Annotated in this window: 17 protein-coding genes; 9 read left to right on the top strand and 8 right to left on the bottom strand. The window is 33.3% G+C overall.

The features are described 5' to 3' along the window. Positions 1-211: 211 nt before the first annotated feature. The gene (locus tag GKZ88_RS10985) at positions 212-1270 is read right to left on the bottom strand and encodes a phosphatidylinositol-specific phospholipase C1-like protein (protein ID WP_155102421.1); all 1059 of its coding nucleotides are present in this window, start codon (positions 1268-1270) and stop codon (positions 212-214) included. Between the two features lie 267 nt (positions 1271-1537). Here GKZ88_RS10985 and GKZ88_RS10990 point away from each other — a divergent pair, with 267 nt between their 5' ends. From GKZ88_RS10990 to GKZ88_RS11020, 7 genes are all read left to right on the top strand, one after another. After that, positions 1538-2062, top strand: coding sequence for an RNA polymerase sigma-70 factor (locus GKZ88_RS10990; protein WP_155102422.1), 525 nt, complete (start codon positions 1538-1540; stop codon positions 2060-2062). An 83-nt stretch (positions 2063-2145) separates the two neighbouring features. Next, complete coding sequence (locus tag GKZ88_RS10995) at positions 2146-3069, top strand: FecR family protein (protein ID WP_155102423.1); 924 nt, start codon at positions 2146-2148, stop codon at positions 3067-3069. Positions 3070-3144: 75 nt separating this feature from the next. Beyond that, positions 3145-6429: a TonB-dependent receptor gene (locus GKZ88_RS11000; protein ID WP_155102424.1), complete on the top strand. Its 3285-nt coding sequence runs from the start codon at positions 3145-3147 to the stop codon at positions 6427-6429. A 9-nt stretch (positions 6430-6438) separates the two neighbouring features. Further along, a complete protein-coding gene (locus tag GKZ88_RS11005) occupies positions 6439-8208 on the top strand; it encodes a RagB/SusD family nutrient uptake outer membrane protein (RefSeq protein WP_155102425.1) in 1770 nt (589 codons plus the stop codon). Positions 8209-8745: 537 nt separating this feature from the next. Beyond that, on the top strand, positions 8746-9396 hold the full coding sequence (locus GKZ88_RS11010; RefSeq protein WP_155102426.1) for an outer membrane beta-barrel protein: 651 nt from the start codon (positions 8746-8748) through the stop codon (positions 9394-9396). A 38-nt stretch (positions 9397-9434) separates the two neighbouring features. Next, a complete protein-coding gene (locus tag GKZ88_RS11015) occupies positions 9435-9926 on the top strand; it encodes a hypothetical protein (protein WP_155102427.1) in 492 nt (163 codons plus the stop codon). 221 nt (positions 9927-10147) lie between these two features. Further along, the gene (locus GKZ88_RS11020; protein ID WP_155102428.1) at positions 10148-10522 is read left to right on the top strand and encodes an STAS/SEC14 domain-containing protein; all 375 of its coding nucleotides are present in this window, start codon (positions 10148-10150) and stop codon (positions 10520-10522) included. Between the two features lie 230 nt (positions 10523-10752). Here GKZ88_RS11020 and GKZ88_RS11025 read toward each other — a convergent pair whose 3' ends face one another. Genes GKZ88_RS11025 through GKZ88_RS11035 form a run of 3 tightly spaced genes read right to left on the bottom strand, consistent with a single transcriptional unit; the run spans position 10753 to position 11963 of the window. Then, positions 10753-11022 (bottom strand): PrgI family protein, encoded by a 270-nt coding sequence (locus tag GKZ88_RS11025; RefSeq protein WP_155102429.1) that lies wholly within the window; start codon positions 11020-11022, stop codon positions 10753-10755. A gap of 36 nt (positions 11023-11058) precedes the next feature. Next, positions 11059-11457: a hypothetical protein gene (locus GKZ88_RS11030; protein WP_155102430.1), complete on the bottom strand. Its 399-nt coding sequence runs from the start codon at positions 11455-11457 to the stop codon at positions 11059-11061. Positions 11458-11471: 14 nt separating this feature from the next. Next, entirely contained in the window at positions 11472-11963 is a 492-nt protein-coding gene (locus GKZ88_RS11035; RefSeq protein ID WP_155102431.1) for a hypothetical protein, read from the bottom strand. Between the two features lie 356 nt (positions 11964-12319). Between GKZ88_RS11035 and GKZ88_RS11040 the strand changes: the two genes are divergently transcribed. Both GKZ88_RS11040 and GKZ88_RS11050 read left to right on the top strand, forming a co-directional pair. Then, positions 12320-12724 (top strand): hypothetical protein, encoded by a 405-nt coding sequence (locus tag GKZ88_RS11040; RefSeq protein ID WP_155102432.1) that lies wholly within the window; start codon positions 12320-12322, stop codon positions 12722-12724. Positions 12725-12959: 235 nt separating this feature from the next. Next, positions 12960-13349 carry a helix-turn-helix transcriptional regulator gene (locus tag GKZ88_RS11050; protein WP_155102434.1) on the top strand — a complete coding sequence of 130 codons (390 nt, stop codon included), beginning with the start codon at positions 12960-12962 and terminating at the stop codon, positions 13347-13349. A gap of 327 nt (positions 13350-13676) precedes the next feature. Here GKZ88_RS11050 and GKZ88_RS11055 read toward each other — a convergent pair whose 3' ends face one another. Genes GKZ88_RS11055 through GKZ88_RS11070 form a run of 4 tightly spaced genes read right to left on the bottom strand, consistent with a single transcriptional unit; the run spans position 13677 to position 16069 of the window. Further along, positions 13677-14000 (bottom strand): MazG-like protein, encoded by a 324-nt coding sequence (locus GKZ88_RS11055; RefSeq protein WP_155102435.1) that lies wholly within the window; start codon positions 13998-14000, stop codon positions 13677-13679. Positions 14001-14003: 3 nt separating this feature from the next. Beyond that, the gene (locus GKZ88_RS11060; protein ID WP_155102436.1) at positions 14004-14918 is read right to left on the bottom strand and encodes an AraC family transcriptional regulator; all 915 of its coding nucleotides are present in this window, start codon (positions 14916-14918) and stop codon (positions 14004-14006) included. A gap of 25 nt (positions 14919-14943) precedes the next feature. Then, entirely contained in the window at positions 14944-15249 is a 306-nt protein-coding gene (locus tag GKZ88_RS11065) for a hypothetical protein (RefSeq protein WP_155102437.1), read from the bottom strand. Positions 15250-15262: 13 nt separating this feature from the next. Next, the gene (locus GKZ88_RS11070) at positions 15263-16069 is read right to left on the bottom strand and encodes an SDR family oxidoreductase (RefSeq protein ID WP_155102438.1); all 807 of its coding nucleotides are present in this window, start codon (positions 16067-16069) and stop codon (positions 15263-15265) included. Positions 16070-16117: the final 48 nt, after the last annotated feature.

Below are 16117 nucleotides of genomic sequence, written 5' to 3' on the forward strand. Positions count from 1 at the left end.
ATAAAAATGTAGTCCCTATGGGACAATTTAGAAATGTTACTGTATAATATTTCTACCAATATAAAACCTCTCCGAGGTATACTCCGTTAGGAGTCGAATATTGGTAGGAAAAATATACGTCCATCTAGAATTGTCCCATAGGGACTAAATTGAATCTCAAGTTTCAAGTCCCAATAAGAACCTGAAACCTGAAACAAAATAAAACTTGAAACTAGTTTGTACCATTCACAGGGTCAACTCTCACATAAGTTCCGTCATCATATTTAATTTGATAAGGAGAATTAAAGAAAGTACTCGGTAAATAATAATCTGTCGAAATGATTTGCGCTCCTGATTTTTTAGCTGCTTCAAAATGAGAATAATCATTTGCTCTGGCTTCTTTTGTATCAGAATCTGCTCTGGTTCTTATTAAATAACCTTTTTTAACCAAATCAGCGATTGTTGGATCTTCAGAATTATTTTTAAATAGCCACGCTGCTTCTGGTTTTCCAGGTTCAGCATTTATAAAAACGGCGCGTCCTTTTAAAGACGGGTGATTTAATGCGTACAAATCTCTTTTTGCGCCGTTATTATCCAGAAGAAACAAGAATTTTCCTCTTGCTTTTTTCAGCGTTGGCCAGTTATTGTTTAAAACAGCTTCTTCAAGTGTTTTGTATTTTCCGCGCACCATGTCGGGCGTAATTAGTTTATTTCCTAGTCCTTTACGAAGCTCTTTGTCTAAAGCATCAAAAAGTTCAGGTGTAAATTTCTCTGCTTTTGTACCCAAATAACTGTCATCATCTTTTGGTTCTAATGTGATAAAAACAGGAATATGATCAGGATTTGCGTCAGACCATTTTTTTAGTTCAGCAAGACAGCCTTGAAGCGTGTAGCAAGAAGTTCTAAAATCGATATCAATCATATGAAAAACTTTAAAACCCGGCTTTTTCATTTCTCCATTTGGGTCGTAAGCTTCTTGTGATTTTACAATGTCAAGACCTTTTGGATGTGCAAATTTTCCGCCTTGAACATCACCTTGAACATCAATTTCTAAATTGCGCAAACCTTTATTTAATTGGTCTGTAAGGCTTATGTGTGTGTATTGCAATCCTTTTAGCGAACGTGTAGTATCTTTTGCCTGAATGGTATTGTATAAATCAGTTTCAATGGCGTGGCGGTAACTGTTGTGCGAACCGATAACTTGTATCTGGTTGATTTTTAAATTGTCATCTTGCGCATGGCTCAATTGAAAAGTTCCAGCAAATAATAATGTAAACAAAATTTGTTTCATGATTTTGAATGAAATTAGGATTATTGAATTAAGGGGACGCAGCAAAAGAGAATTGCTTTTTTTAGAGGTTACTAAAGTAAACTTGGCACTTGGTTTTTGTGTTAGCTAAAGTAAAAGAAATCGCAAAACAAATGTCATCTTTAGTCGAAAATAGTAGTATTAATAAAACAAGTGGAGTCGAAATTTAATTTAAAGATAACTTTCAGACAAAAAGTATTGGTATTGTATTTTATTAATTTACATCACCAAATACTACCAAAAAATACCATGAAGAACCCTGAAATTTTTGAACAAACGTATACGCAATACTGGAAAAAACTTAATGCTTTTTCGTATACGATGACTCAGGATAAAGACTTGGCTCAGAATATAGTGCAGGATGTTTTTATTGATTTATGGGAACGCAAAGACGATTTGAACATCAATGCAATTGAACCGTATTTATTTCGCGCGGTAAAAAATCAGGTTTTTAAGCATTATCAAAACAACAGGTTTGACAAGACGATTCTGGAAGATCAGTTTGAAGATTACATTATTGACAATTTTGCGTCGATTGATCCAGAATTAATGGATTTGCTTTATGCCTTATTGGATCAACTTCCGGAGAAAAGAAAAGAAGTTTTATTAATGTACAAATTTCAGGATATGTCAATCGATCAGATTGCAGATGAACTTGGAATTTCGAAACAAACGGTGAAAAACCAAATTTCATCGGCAATAAAACAATTGCGCGAAGGCTTGAAAGACTTGGCCTGGCTGGCGCCTTTATTTATTTTTCATAAAAACTTTTAAGATAACTTTCTGTTGACGTTTTCATAATATTTCTGGATAGTACGATTTCAAGATTCTGGTACTTATAGGTAACAATAAGTATTATGATAAAAAGAATTAAACATAGTTTAGAACATCTTATCGATAAAAGTTCACAAAATAAAACTTCAATTGCCGAGGAAAATCTGCTTAATGATTTTGCTTTTACACAATATCAAAAATCGAAATGGGATGAGCTTTCGATGGGAAATTCTCAAGAAGTTTCTCAAGATATATATGATAATATTCAGTTTCGAATAGGAAAAAAGAAAACCTTTAATCCTTATTTAAAATATATAGCAGCTGCCAGTATTCTTGTTCTTGCCGGTTTAGGCTTTTGGCTTAAACCAGAAATTGCTGTCGAAAAGCAATTATCGTTTAAAACATCATCAATTCCCAAATCTATCAAGTTAAGTGATGGCTCGAAAATTTATCTGGCAGCAAATTCATTATTTCAATATCCTGAAAAATTTGAGGGAGATGAAAGAAAAGTTACTCTTTTAAAAGGAAATGCATTTTTTGAAATCACTAAAGACAAAAAAAATCCCTTTATAATTACTTCAAGAGAAATTAAAACTAGGGTAGTAGGGACTTCATTTCACATTCAGTTGTCAAAATCAAAATGTGAAGTGATCGTGGTAACAGGAAAAGTGAATGTGAGTTCGAAAGGACAGAGTGTGGATTTGGTTCCGAATGACGAAGCTTTATTCGAATCAAATAAACTGACAAAACAATTGGCCGATAAATCGCTTTTAGTGAATTGGTACACAACCGATGTGACTTTAAATCAAACTACTCTGAAGCAAGTTATTACCATTTTACAATATAAATATGGAGTTTCATTTCAATATGATAATGAGCGCGTATTAGCAACGCCGTTAACGGTATTTATCAAGAAAGACGCAACATTAGAGAATGTTTTAGAGCAAATAAATTATATCACAAACCTAAAATTCAAAGTTTATGGCGAAATAGTAAAAGTGGATTAAAACAAAAAAGCAGCTGCTGAGAACAACTGCCTTTGAATAAATTAAGTATCGTAAAAAAAACCAATAACTTAAATCATGTATTTTAAAACTTCTTATTTAAATCTAAAGAGTCTTTTCTTTTTAGTTCTGGCTTTACTGACCTTACAGACAGGTTACAGTAAAACAGTTTTAGTAAAAAAATCAAAAATAGAAAATAAAATAGAAAAAGCAACTCTTGTTTCTATATTTTCAAAACTAAGTCAGCAAACTGATTATAAATTCAGCTACGGACAAGCTGTAATTGCTGATAACACAACGTACACAGTAAATTTTGCAGGCGAAACAGTTTCGGCAATTTTGAACGATCTTTCAAAAAAAGCAAATTTTAATTACAACATTAACGGAAAATTAGTTTTGATTCAGAAAACAGCTTCGCCAAAAGTGGCAACAAATATAGCTGTAGACAGAGTTAAAGTAAAAGGTAAAGTAATTGATGAAAACAAATTGCCAATTCCGGGTGCAACAATCACTGAAACAAGTTCATCAAACAGTACGGTTTCTAATTTTGACGGTGAATTTGAAATTACTGTTGGAGAAGGAAAAACAATCGAAGTATCTTATTTAGGATACAAAAATAAAGTCGTTGCTGTACAAAAAACTTTTATGACGATTCAGTTAGAACCAAATACTGCTGAATTAAGTGAAGTTTTAGTAGTTGGTTACGGAAAACAATCTAAAAAAGATGTTACTGGAGCTGTTACACAGCTTGAAGCTGCAAGTTTTAAGCAAGGTGTAAATATTTCTGTGGATAATTTAATGCAGGGAAAAATCGCCGGAGTTCGTGTGGTTAACACAAGCGGTGAGCCTGGAGCAGGAGTAAATGTTACGATTAGAGGAGTTGGTTCAATCAGAAGCGGAAGTACGCCTTTGTTTGTTGTTGATGGTGTGCCTTTGTCAAATGATGACGTGAGTCCGTCAGGAAGTAATGTTGGTTTCGGAAATTCATCGGCTAAAAATCCATTGAACTTTTTGAATACAAGCGATATTGAATCGATTACAGTTTTAAAAGATGCTTCGGCAGCAGCAATTTATGGTGCTAGAGGATCAAATGGAGTTGTTTTGGTTACGACTAAAAAAGGTTCAAAAGGCGAAGGAACTTTAACTTTTGATACATACACAGGAGTTTCAAATGTAGCTCACAAATTAGACGTTTTAGATGCTGACCAATATAGAAAAGCAATTAAAGATCCAGCTTTTGATCACGGCGGAAATACAGATTGGCAAGATGTGATTTTTAGAACAGCTATTACAACAAATAATTCATTGGCTTTTTCAAAACAAACGGAGACTGGAAATTATTATGCTTCGATTGCACAGATGAACCAGGAAGGAATTATCAATACGAGTAATTTCAAACGTATGTCGGGAAGAATTAATGCTGCAGAATCGTTTTTGGATAACAAACGTCTGAAAGTAAAAATGAATCTTACGGCAAGTGAAACGAAAGATAATGGAGTTCCTACAAGTGATGACGGAGGTTCTAACGGACAGCTTATTGTTCATACTTTGATGGCAAACCCAACAAGATCTGTTTTTGATGCAAATGGGAATTACACCAACTTTAATATGAATGCGCATTATAATCCAGCTTATTTATTGAGCATTTATGACGATGTAACGCGTACGTTGAGAGTTTTAGGAAATTTAGAAGCTTCGTTACGAATTGTTAACGGATTGGAATATAAATTAAACATTGGTTTTGACCGTTCTGCATCAGAAAGAAATACGACTATTTTTCCAAACTTAACCGATTTGAATCCAAAAGGGAAATATGTTCAGAATAATTTAGATTCAAGAAACTCTTTGATTGAGCATTATTTGACCTATAACTTGAATTTAGATAAACATAAACTTGAAGCTTTAGGCGGATTTTCATATCAAAAATTTGAAAGATCAGGAACTGCTTTCAGTGTTGATGGAATCACAAATCAAGGAGTTGGTGTACCGCCAGCAATTAATCCTGGTTTTGCAGGAACACAATCTGGAGTTTCAGGATATGCACAGGAAAATGAGCTTCAGTCTTATTTTGGAAGAGTAAATTATACTTTCAACAATAAATATCTTTTGACAGCTTCGATGAGAGCGGATGGTTCGACTCGTTTTGGAAAAAACAACAAATACGGTTATTTCCCGTCAGCAGCCTTAGGATGGAATATCTCTAAAGAACAATTCTTAGAAGATGTAACTGCAGTAGACAACTTAAAATTAAGAGCGAGCTGGGGACAAACAGGAAATCAAGAAGTTGAAAACAAAATTACACAGGCAAGTTACTCACTTTCTGGTGCTGATGGATATTATTTATACAACGATTTAAATTTGGTAAACGGAGTTTCTGTAAACAGAACACCAAATCCTGATTTGAAATGGGAAGTTGTAACGCAATACAATTTAGGTTTAGATTTCAATTTATGGAAAGATAAATTGTATGGAACAGTAGATTATTTCAATAAAACTACAACGGATGCGATTTTGAATGTTCCATCTCAGGCTTTGAGTCCAACAACTACAATTTGGACAAATATTGACGGGAAAATCATCAATAAAGGCTTTGAATTTATGTTAGGTTCAAAATTGATTGACAAAAAAGATTTTTCTTGGAATGTTGATTTGAACGGTGCGACTTTGAATAATAAAATTGAAGACTTGCCAGTTTCAGAAATTTTGACAGGAACTATTTCAGGACCAGGACAATCTGGAGTTAACGCGAATATTTACAAAAGCGGTTATGCAGCTGGATCTTTCTACTTATTACAGCACATTGGTTTTGATGCAAACGGAGCAAATATTTTTAAAGATCAAAACGGAGACGGAAAAATTGACAATAGTGACAGAATCATCATTGAGGGTGCTTTGCCAACATTCTATTACGGTTTCAACAGTGATATGAGATACAAAAACTTTACGTTCTCTTTCTCAATCATTGGACAAACAGGTGGTTATTTATTGAATAATACAGGATTAAATGCTTTAAACATAAACAACTTGGCTTCTGATAGAAACGTAGCAACAGGTTATTATGAGTCTGGAGCAAACGCAACAAATTCACCAATTTTATCGACACTTTTCTTAGAGAAATCTGATTTTATCCGATTGAATACAGCGCGTGTAGGTTACAATTTTGACTTAAAAGGAATCAACTGGATTAATGGTTTGACACTTTATGTTACAGGACAAAACTTAGTTACAATTACAAATTATACAGGTTTTGATCCGTTAATCAACAGTCCAAAATCAAACGGTGGAAACCAGTCAATTGGTATTGATTATGCTGCTTACCCAACTTCTAGAACGTTCAGTTTTGGAGCAACTTTAAAACTATAATTTATTATTATGAAGACAAATACATTTTTTAGTATAAAATTAATCGCATTGTTCTCGTTTATATGGCTGTTTGCAAGCTGTACAGATCTTGATGAAGTTGTTTTAGACGAGGTTTTGGGAGACAATGCATCAAATCCTGCCGGAGCACTTGCTGCAGCTTATGATAGACTAGGAGACGGAACTTTTACGGATCACGGATGCATGTTCTCTTTGCAGGAATATACAACTGATGAAGCTATTTTGCCAACACGAGGAAGTGACTGGGGAGATGGTGGAAAATGGAGAGATATGCATGAGTTTACATGGAAATCAGATAATGCTGTTGTGGGTGACAACTGGAATAAATTGACAAACGGAATTACACGTTCGTTAACAGCAATTCAGTCGGTTCAAGAAAGTTCAATTCCGCAGAAAAAATTGTTTTTGGCTGAAGCTAAAGGACTTTTAGACTATTATTTATATACGACTTTAGATGTGTTTGGACAAGCACCGTATAGAGATCCGATGAACCCAAATGCGCCTTTGGAAATTTTAAAAGCAGATACTCAAATCGATAAATTAATTTTAGATGTTGAGGCTTTAATTCCAGATTTAGCAAGTATGGGAGAACAGCAAACGCACCACGGACGTTTTACTAAAGAAGCAGCTTATGGTTTCTTAGCAACAATGTATTTGAACCGTGCTGTTTTTAAAGATCGTTTTAATGCAAACTCTAATTTTAATTTTAGCGAAGCTGCAGTTTCAGGAAATGGAACGGATATGGATCGTGTAATTTATTATACTTCATTGTTGATCAATTCTGGAAAATATTCTTTAGAAAGTGATTATTTCAAAAACTTTGCAAGAGATAATGACAATGGAAAAGAGTTGATTTTTGCAATTTCTCAAAAAATAGATTACATCAGAAACGGTTCAAACAGTTTTGCTTATGTATGTATGGAGCGTAATCAGAGAACTTCTGCAGCAAATAGAGGAACAAACGCAGCGTGTACAACTCCAGAGTTTTTTGCCACATGGGATGGAAATCACGATGACCCAAGATTTCAGCAAAAATACCAATATGCAGATGGAACATGGTTTAAAAATGATGGTACAGATGTAAGTGTTCCAGCAACTGATATTGTTCCTAAAAGCGCTAATTTGCCTTGGTTCCATTTCAATAGAGGAATTGAATACGGACCTCAATACGGACCAATTTTATTATCATCAGGTTCTTTAGAAATGATCAACGGACGTATTAAAGTTTCTCCATTATATATGGAAAAAAGTACAACTACAAGAATGGATTTTACTCCGTCATTAACATTTAAAAACCCAGCTCAGGCAGTTTTTGCTCAAAACGAAATTAACCAAGGTGCTCGTATTTTTAAATATGAATTTGATCCAGAAGGAGGAAATGGAAACAGTAATGTTGATATTCCGTTATTCCGTTTAGGTGGAATTTACACAATGAGAGCTGAGGCTTACTTCAGAAAAGGAAGTACAGGATTAGCAATGGATGATTTAAACAAATTACGTACAAGCAGAAAGAGAGAAGCTTTGTTTGGAAGTGTACCAGGAAAAGCACTTACATCACTTGATGCGACGCAATTATATAATGAAATTGGTTTCGAATTGTATTGGGAATTATACAGAAGACCACAAATGATTCGTTTTGGAAAATTTGATTTACCAGGAACTGCTAAATCAGCTTCACAGCCATTTAGAAGAGTGTTTCCAATTCCACAGTCAACAATCGACGTAACGAAACAATTTACACAGAATCAAGGTTATAACTAAGTTGTGTTAGTTAGTTTATTTTTTTATTTATTTTTTATTAGAAAAGCCTGTCTTGAAAAAGACAGGCTTCTATTTTTTAGATGTGTCAAGTTTCAGGTTTCAAGTTGAAATGATACTCAGTTTGGGCTGATTTTTTAACGCAAAGTTCGCAAGGTTTTTTTACTCTGATTGTGTTTACAAACGCTAAGGACGCAAAGCTTTGCGAACTTCGCGTTTATTGTAGACAAACTGAGATGAAAAAACCTTGCGGACTTTGCGTTAAAAATCACATCAAGCCATTAGAAAAACTTTCTTCATATTTTGTTTTTGTAGTATTTTTTGGTTTCAAATTATAATTTGAAACCATTATAGGACTCCATTTTAAAGGCCGCCTTTGTCAATTTGAATACTTTTGACCTTAATCAAAAAAAGCAGTTTATACTGTTGATAAATAAGAAGATACTCTTGTAAGAAGAGAAGATGTGCAGGACTTTTTATTTTATCTGAAATGCTATGAGTTAAGAAACCAAATTACAAACAAATTAAAAGAATCAAATTATGAAAAAGTATCACTTATTATTCGTTGTTTTTTTATTTTCTCTGACAATGTCAGCGCAAAGTACAGGTTCATTTTTACTTAATTTATATGGAGGTTATACCTTTTCGGACAAAGTAGATTTTGATTCCTCATACGCAAAAGTGGAAGATGGTTTTGAGTATGGTGCAGGTTTGGAATATTTTATAATGGAAAACGCTTCTATAGAATTAAAATATAACAGACTTGATACAAATATGCCTTTATACACAAAGGTTGCATTACCTGGTTTTGGTATTCCTGCTGGAGGCCAAGTTAATGCCGGAGATGATAAAGGTGCTATTAATTATATATTAGCAGATTATACGTATTATTTCGGGTCAAGTTCTCAAAAAGCAGTTCCATTTCTAGGAGCTGGTGCCGGTATTGCGATTCTTGAATCACCACAAAGTGGCAGTGGTACTTATTTTGCATGGGAAATTAAAGGTGGTGTAAAAATAAAAACAGATTCAGCTTTCTCAGTTAATATTAATGCTTATTTGCAATCTATGTCGGCGGCTGTTGGATATGATTACTATTGGGATTACTACTGGGGACCTGTGGCAGTTACTGATTATGCCTCTACTTTTCAATTTGGTATAGGAGCTGTTTTAAGCTATGATTTTAAAAAATAAAATCGCGATAAAGCAACTTTAACCTTAAAATTTAAATCATGAAAAAAATAATTTTATTTGCACTTATAATTTTCTCTGGACAATCATTTGCGCAATCGACTTTAAAAGAAGATGTAGAAGTTATACAGTCTATTTATGGCAAGTCTAAAGCCGATTTAGTTCGCCAATATATGAATTTGTCAGAACCTCAAGCAACTGAATTTCAAAAGATATACGATGAATATGAGGTTTCACGTAAAGCATTAGGACAGCAAAAAGTGCAAATAATAAATGATTACGGAAACAATTATGCAACGCTTGATGATACAAAAGCGGCAGCATTGACCGAAGCAAGTTTAAAAAACGTAACCGATTATGATAAACTGCTGACTAAAACTTACGGCAAAGTAAAAAAAGTAATTGGTGGCCGAAATGCAGCAAAATTTGTTCAGTTAGAACAATATCTGCAAGTAACAATAAGAGGTGAAATTCAAAATTCAATTCCTTTTATTGATGAAATTGATAAAACAAAAATCAATAGTAAGATATAATATTTTAAAGCGATAATTCACATAACGAATTATCGCTTTCTTGTCTTCGATAGTTTTTCAATTGATTAATTTTTAGGAGAATAACATTGTTATTTTGTAAAAATACTAACAGATGCTATAAGACTTAAATGGTCTTCAAGAAGTATTTTTGATTGGAGTTTTATGCAGACTTTTTTTCTGTATAATCTCAATATTAAATAACATTCAAAATTAATACTATCATGATACATCAAATTGACACCACAGATAATGTAGTCGCATTTAGAGCATTGGCAGAAGTAACAAAAGATGATTTTTTAAAAGTGGTCGTTCCGGCGGTTGAACACTTGGTAAATCAGACTCACGAAATCAATTTTTTGTTAGTTCTCGATACTGATCTTGAAAATTTTACCTCAGGGGCGTGGCTTGAAGATGCGCTGCTTGGTTTGAAACATTTGGGAAAATGGAACCGCGCCGCAATAATTACAGATTCCGAAGAAATTATTACGTTCACAAACGGCTTCAGTTTTGTTGTTCCAGGAGAATTCCACGGATTTAAAAAAGAAAACTTCAATAAAGCCTTGAACTGGGTTGAGGGGAATATTAATCTTTCTTGATTTTTGTCTCAGGGTTGCAGTTTGTCGCAAATTTAACGCAAAGTTCGCAAGGTTTTTTTATCAATGCTAATGTTTACAAGTGCTAAGTTCGCAAAGATTTGCACTCTTTTGCGTTTGTAAACACAATCTGAGTAAAAAAACCTTGCGAACTTTGCGTTAAAAAATCAGCTCAAGCCAAGTCGCATTTCAACTTCAAACCTGAAACCTGAAACCTGAAACAAAAAGGCTTCTTAGTGGTTATATTCGATACCGCTGCTGTCTGTTTTTTCTTTTTTTGCTTTGTATGATTTTGAGATTTGTTTGTAGCATGCTGTGGTTAATAAAGGCACTGCTAAACTTCCAACTACCGCAGCAGTTTTGTTATGTCCAGTTTTTTTCAAAACTGCACCAACAAGCAATGCGCCAAGTCCCGCACAAACTAAATTTTTAACTGATAATTTTGACGCTGGGTTTGGCGTTATTCCATGTAATAAAGGGTCTATAAAATTCAAATTTTCCATAATTATTATAATTTATTTGTTTATACTTATTTGTATCTAATTTAATGAATTTTCGTGGTCTGTGTCACTTTCTATTTTTTCAATTTCTGCTTTTTCTTTCTTGATGGCTTGTCTTAACAAAGCAAAAAGGCTCATGTAAACATTTGCCATAAAAACCAGCGAGAATCCTGCCAAAATGTAGCCACGCCAGTCATTTAACAAAAGTTTATAATCACAAAGCACTAAAAATGCGATTGTGACATAATGACTGAAACAATATTCGCACGTAAAGAGATAAAATACTTTTCTTGATAAAATTGCCTTATCAAATTTTGAGTGTTTGACACACCATTCTCTGGGTTCCTTAAAAATTTCTTCATGTGTAACGGTCCAGCTGATGCAGGCAATTGGAACAGCTAAAACAAAAAGCCAGATAATTTGTGAGGTTAAATCCATGTGCAGGAAATTGATTATTCTCTCGGATGATTTTCCGGATAATGTTCTGCTTCAAAATCATCTAAATCTTTAGTGTCATCATCGTCTAGATCACCATCTTTTTCTACATCATTTTCATAATCCAAATCGGGATCAGAATCTTCGTCAAAGTCGTCTTTTCGATCGTCGTTTGTAATCGCATCGTCTTCGTTTATAATGCGTTCTTGGTTTGGAATATTTTCAAAACGTACGCTTTCTTTGCGCTCAAAATCGCCTACAGGGTATTTTTGATCTTCTATAAATTCTTCTTGATATTGATAAGGATCTTCGTCTCTCGCATAATTGTCATTGTCGACCAATGTATTTTGTTCGATATAATCTGGATCGCTTTCGCCAAATTCACGATTTTTTTGAAGCCTTATGTCTTGCTTGAATTGATCTTCATTTGAAGTTCCATCAACAAGAATATTTTGATCGATATAATCAGGATCGTTCTGATAATTATCTAGGTTTTGCTCATTTTTCATAACGTTTCTCTTTTAAGTTATTCAATTAAAAGTTTGTGTTTTACAAATTTACCAAGCAAATCAAAGGAAAGTCTTACATGAAAGATAATTATAGTTGCATAATTAACAGTTATTTAAATTAAAACCAGTTTTAAAGGAAATAGAAACTCAGTAGAAAAGTATGAGTTATTGTATTGATTCAAAATAGATTATAAGGAATGTTTTACATTTTTGTAATGAATTATAACTCTCAGTTATATTGTATTAGAAAGATTGTAAGAAAAAAAAGAAGGTTTTGCTTAATATTGCGTTTGAGCTTTTTATTTTGACAAATAGCTTTAAAAAATATCCCTAAATCTTTTTTACCTACTATTTTTATGTTCCTTACACTTACTTCAACTCAAGTTCATTTTTGCTATCGCAAAAAGAGATGGAATTATGCTTTCGATGAAATAATCGAACTCGGCTTAATTCGAAAAAAGAAAAACTATTTTCTGCTAAATGCGACTTTTATCGCTGTCACCGCAATTGCCTATTATTGTATGATTTTTACAAAAATGACTGATCTTTATTATATTATTCCGGCACTTTTAGCCTATACCGTTCTTATTATTTTACGGCTTCATAACCCGGCAGAATTCGATTATTATGTCTTCGTTCGAGATTGTTATGAAAAAGAAATCATCGTAAAAATTAAGAACAAAGATAAAAATAATATGGGCAAACAAATTGACGAATTTTTTAATCATCAGTTTGAGCGCATGACAATGCAAACAGCATAATTTTTTTAATCTTTGCAAATGAGAATTTTTGGAATTCCCCAATACGACTTGGCCTTTATCGTTATTGCAATCGTATATGGGTTTATTATAACGGTTAAAAAAAAATAACGAAAAACGGCTTCATCAATCACTTCTATTGAAGCTGTGTTAGAATACATTTTAAATTCGGTTTAGCTGCAATACTAAAATTTAGTATTGGGCTATATTCGCTAAACCAGATCCCCAAATCAACAATATGGCCACTTCGATTAAAAATAAAATTAAAAGCATACGAGAATTAAAAAACTACACTCAGGAATATATGGCAGAACAACTTGGCGTGACTCAGGCAGGTTACAGTAAAATTGAAAAAGGCAAAACTGTTTTATCCTATGTAAAATTAGTTGAAATTGCCCGTATTCTAGAAGTTAGCGTAGAAGATATAATAAGTTTTGACAGTGAAAGATATTTCAACAGTTTTAATAAAGTAATAGGAAACAACAACGGAAGCATCTTAATCAATACGGAACAAAATTCGACGACATTAAAACTGCTTTACGAAGATAAAATCACACTCTTGGAAAAACTGCTCGCTAAAACCGAATCTGAGCTGGAACGTTATAAAGAAAAACACGGTCCGCTTTAATTTTTTTGAAAGATTAAAATTCAGTAATAAACATTTAAAGCAAATTATTCCTTAGAGTAAAAATCACTATTTATACTGATGTGTAAAATTTATTCGAATTATAGTTTTTGCCACTTATGAAAAGAGAAAAAAACATATTGTTGAAAAATGAAACTGGATGAAAAACGGCTTTATTTTAATTCAATTTTTTGGGTTAAATTGTGATATAATATTGTTTTAATTTTTAAAGGAAATAAAATTAAAAACCCAAAAAAAGAGATTTGATTTAAAACCTAAAAACACAAATGAGCTATTGATTATCAGATCATTTGTGTTTAAAGTTGTTTTTTATTGACCTAATAATTTTTCAGTTTTGGCAAGGAATTTTTCAGTTGCGTCTTCAATGTCAAGATCCATTCTAGAAGCAAGAACTGTGAGCCACCAAATCGATTCACCCAATTTGTGCTGTAATTCTTCTTTTGTATTTTCTTTTGGCCATCTTCCTTGTTGCGACATGGTGTGACGTCCTACCAAACCGGCATCGGTCAAGAATGCCAAAGCATCTTCTTCAACGGTCCATTCACTGCCGTGATGCGCGCGCTCTAATTCGTGGTAAACGGCTCTTATTTTTAGAGAACGCTGTTTCAATTGTTCAAAATCTATTTTTGGCATAATTTAATTTTTATGAAATGATTCCTTAAACGCGACAGGAGTAAGGTTTGTTTTTTTCTTAAATAATTTATTGAAGGACTGCGGATGCTCAAATCCTAATTTATAAGCGATTTCTGCTATTGATAAAGTTCCAATTGCAATATATTCTTTTGCTTTTTCGATCAATTTATCATGAATGAACTGCTGTGTATTTTGTCCGCTTACATTGCGCAATAAATCACTGAGATATCTCGGCGAAAGCTGTAATTCTTCTGCAATAAATTGAACTGTTGGAACTCCATTTTCTATCGCTTTTTCATTATTGAAATAATTCTCTAAAAGACGTTCTAATTTACTGATTACATCATGGTTAATCGCTTTTCTAGTCAAGAATTGACGGTTATAAAAACGATTGCTGTAATTTAGTAGAAGTTCGATTTGCGATATGATAACATCTTGGCTAAAATTGTCAATTCGTTCGTTTAATTCATTTTTTATACTGTCAAAAACGCTCAGAATCGTTTCTTTTTCTTTCTCAGACAAATACAAAGCTTCAGCAGCAGAATAGCCAAAAAAACCGTATTGCTTGATTTTAGTATTTAAAGAATAAGGCCGAATAAAATCGGGATGAATATGCAGCGACATACCGCTATAATCAGCTTCTTCGTCTTGCATTCGCAAAATTTGTCCTGGTGAAACAAATGACATTCCGCCTTCTTCAAAATCATAAAAACCATGTCCGTAGCGCAGTTTTCCAGAGAAATGAGTTTTAAAAGATATTTTGAAGAAATTTAGAATAATTCCTTGTTCAAAATCTTTTGGATCAAAAACGGCTTCACCATAATTTAAAATACTAATTAACGGATGCGTTGGTTTTGGCTGTCCCATCGCTTTATGCAGTTCTGAAAGTGAATCGAATATTTTTGGCTGTTTTTTCATAATTGAATTTGAACTGCTCTTGGTTTTACAAACTTACGAAATGTTCTACTGCCGAAATATTCCAGCTCACGGTACTTTGATCAATCATATCGTGCACGATCGAATCGCTGAGTTCGCTCATTAATCGGTGCATTGCTACGGTTCCGTCTTCAACGCTGTCCCAAAACAGCATATCGTAAATTACGCCTTTTTTTAATTCAGAAATAGTTCTGGAACGAAATCCTTTTTGACGTTTCAAAAAAGCATCTATTTCTTTATTTTCCTCAATAAATTGCGAAATCGTAAAACCTTTTAATTTAAAGGTAGTCAATTCTATAGCTTGGTTTTTCATAAAGATTTAGTTTTTAAAAAGTAAACATTTCTTTAATTTTCTGAACTTGAGTTTCAGTTCCCAATTCTATTCTTTCATTGTACAAAGTATTGGCGTCATTTCCTGCAACATATCGCAATTGATTTTTACTGTCTGTCGCAGCTTCGTAAATAATTTGCGCAATATCTTCCACTTTTGAATAATTTGCGATTTGTTCAGCGCTGTAACCTTTGCTTACTTCTGCAGTTAATTTTTCGTACGCATTGTGCTGGCCCACTTCCATAGAACGAATCGCAAAATCAGTCTGCATACCACCCGGCGCAACTACTTTTACCTGAATTCCAAATTGTGCCAATTCATAAGCCATACTTTCAGAAAAGCCATCTACAGCAAACTTTGTCGCACTGTAAATCGAACAAGTAGGAAAACCAATTAATCCAAATGTAGAACTTATATTTAGAAAAATACCGCTTTTTTTCTCTCTAAAATGAGATGTAAAAGCTTTTGAAACTCGAATAACACCAAGTAAATTTGTAGCAATTTGACGTTGAATTTGATCATCGCTCAGAGATTCTAAAGCACCAATTAATCCGTAACCTGCGTTGTTCATGACAACATCTACAGAATAATTTTGGATTACTTTTTGAATAGTAGAATTAATTTGTTCGGAATTAGAAACGTCAAGCGGAAGCAGAATTACATTTTCTAAATTCTTTAATTCCATTTCTTTTTCTGGATTTCGCATCGTCGCAATAACCTGCCAGCCTTTGCTTTGAAATAATTGTGCTGTTGCTTTTCCTAATCCTGATGAGGTGCCTGTAATAAAAATTGTCTTTTGCATTTTTTAATTGTTTAAAATTATAATGCAAAAGTCTGCCGAAATGTAAAG

Origin of the sequence: Flavobacterium sp. LC2016-01, from assembly GCF_009711135.1 — a bacterium.
In the GTDB taxonomy this organism is placed as follows: domain Bacteria; phylum Bacteroidota; class Bacteroidia; order Flavobacteriales; family Flavobacteriaceae; genus Flavobacterium.

Excerpts from the sequence above, each read along its gene's own strand:
- GKZ88_RS10985 (WP_155102421.1), bottom strand. The coding sequence starts at position 1,270 with ATGAAACAAATTTTGTTTACATTATTATTTGCTGGAACTTTTCAATTG.
- GKZ88_RS10990 (WP_155102422.1), top strand. The coding sequence starts at position 1,538 with ATGAAGAACCCTGAAATTTTTGAACAAACGTATACGCAATACTGGAAA.
- GKZ88_RS10995 (WP_155102423.1), top strand. The coding sequence starts at position 2,146 with ATGATAAAAAGAATTAAACATAGTTTAGAACATCTTATCGATAAAAGT.
- GKZ88_RS11000 (WP_155102424.1), top strand. The coding sequence starts at position 3,145 with ATGTATTTTAAAACTTCTTATTTAAATCTAAAGAGTCTTTTCTTTTTA.
- GKZ88_RS11005 (WP_155102425.1), top strand. The coding sequence starts at position 6,439 with ATGAAGACAAATACATTTTTTAGTATAAAATTAATCGCATTGTTCTCG.
- GKZ88_RS11010 (WP_155102426.1), top strand. The coding sequence starts at position 8,746 with ATGAAAAAGTATCACTTATTATTCGTTGTTTTTTTATTTTCTCTGACA.
- GKZ88_RS11015 (WP_155102427.1), top strand. The coding sequence starts at position 9,435 with ATGAAAAAAATAATTTTATTTGCACTTATAATTTTCTCTGGACAATCA.
- GKZ88_RS11020 (WP_155102428.1), top strand. The coding sequence starts at position 10,148 with ATGATACATCAAATTGACACCACAGATAATGTAGTCGCATTTAGAGCA.
- GKZ88_RS11025 (WP_155102429.1), bottom strand. The coding sequence starts at position 11,022 with ATGGAAAATTTGAATTTTATAGACCCTTTATTACATGGAATAACGCCA.
- GKZ88_RS11030 (WP_155102430.1), bottom strand. The coding sequence starts at position 11,457 with ATGGATTTAACCTCACAAATTATCTGGCTTTTTGTTTTAGCTGTTCCA.
- GKZ88_RS11035 (WP_155102431.1), bottom strand. The coding sequence starts at position 11,963 with ATGAAAAATGAGCAAAACCTAGATAATTATCAGAACGATCCTGATTAT.
- GKZ88_RS11040 (WP_155102432.1), top strand. The coding sequence starts at position 12,320 with ATGTTCCTTACACTTACTTCAACTCAAGTTCATTTTTGCTATCGCAAA.
- GKZ88_RS11050 (WP_155102434.1), top strand. The coding sequence starts at position 12,960 with ATGGCCACTTCGATTAAAAATAAAATTAAAAGCATACGAGAATTAAAA.
- GKZ88_RS11055 (WP_155102435.1), bottom strand. The coding sequence starts at position 14,000 with ATGCCAAAAATAGATTTTGAACAATTGAAACAGCGTTCTCTAAAAATA.
- GKZ88_RS11060 (WP_155102436.1), bottom strand. The coding sequence starts at position 14,918 with ATGAAAAAACAGCCAAAAATATTCGATTCACTTTCAGAACTGCATAAA.
- GKZ88_RS11065 (WP_155102437.1), bottom strand. The coding sequence starts at position 15,249 with ATGAAAAACCAAGCTATAGAATTGACTACCTTTAAATTAAAAGGTTTT.
- GKZ88_RS11070 (WP_155102438.1), bottom strand. The coding sequence starts at position 16,069 with ATGCAAAAGACAATTTTTATTACAGGCACCTCATCAGGATTAGGAAAA.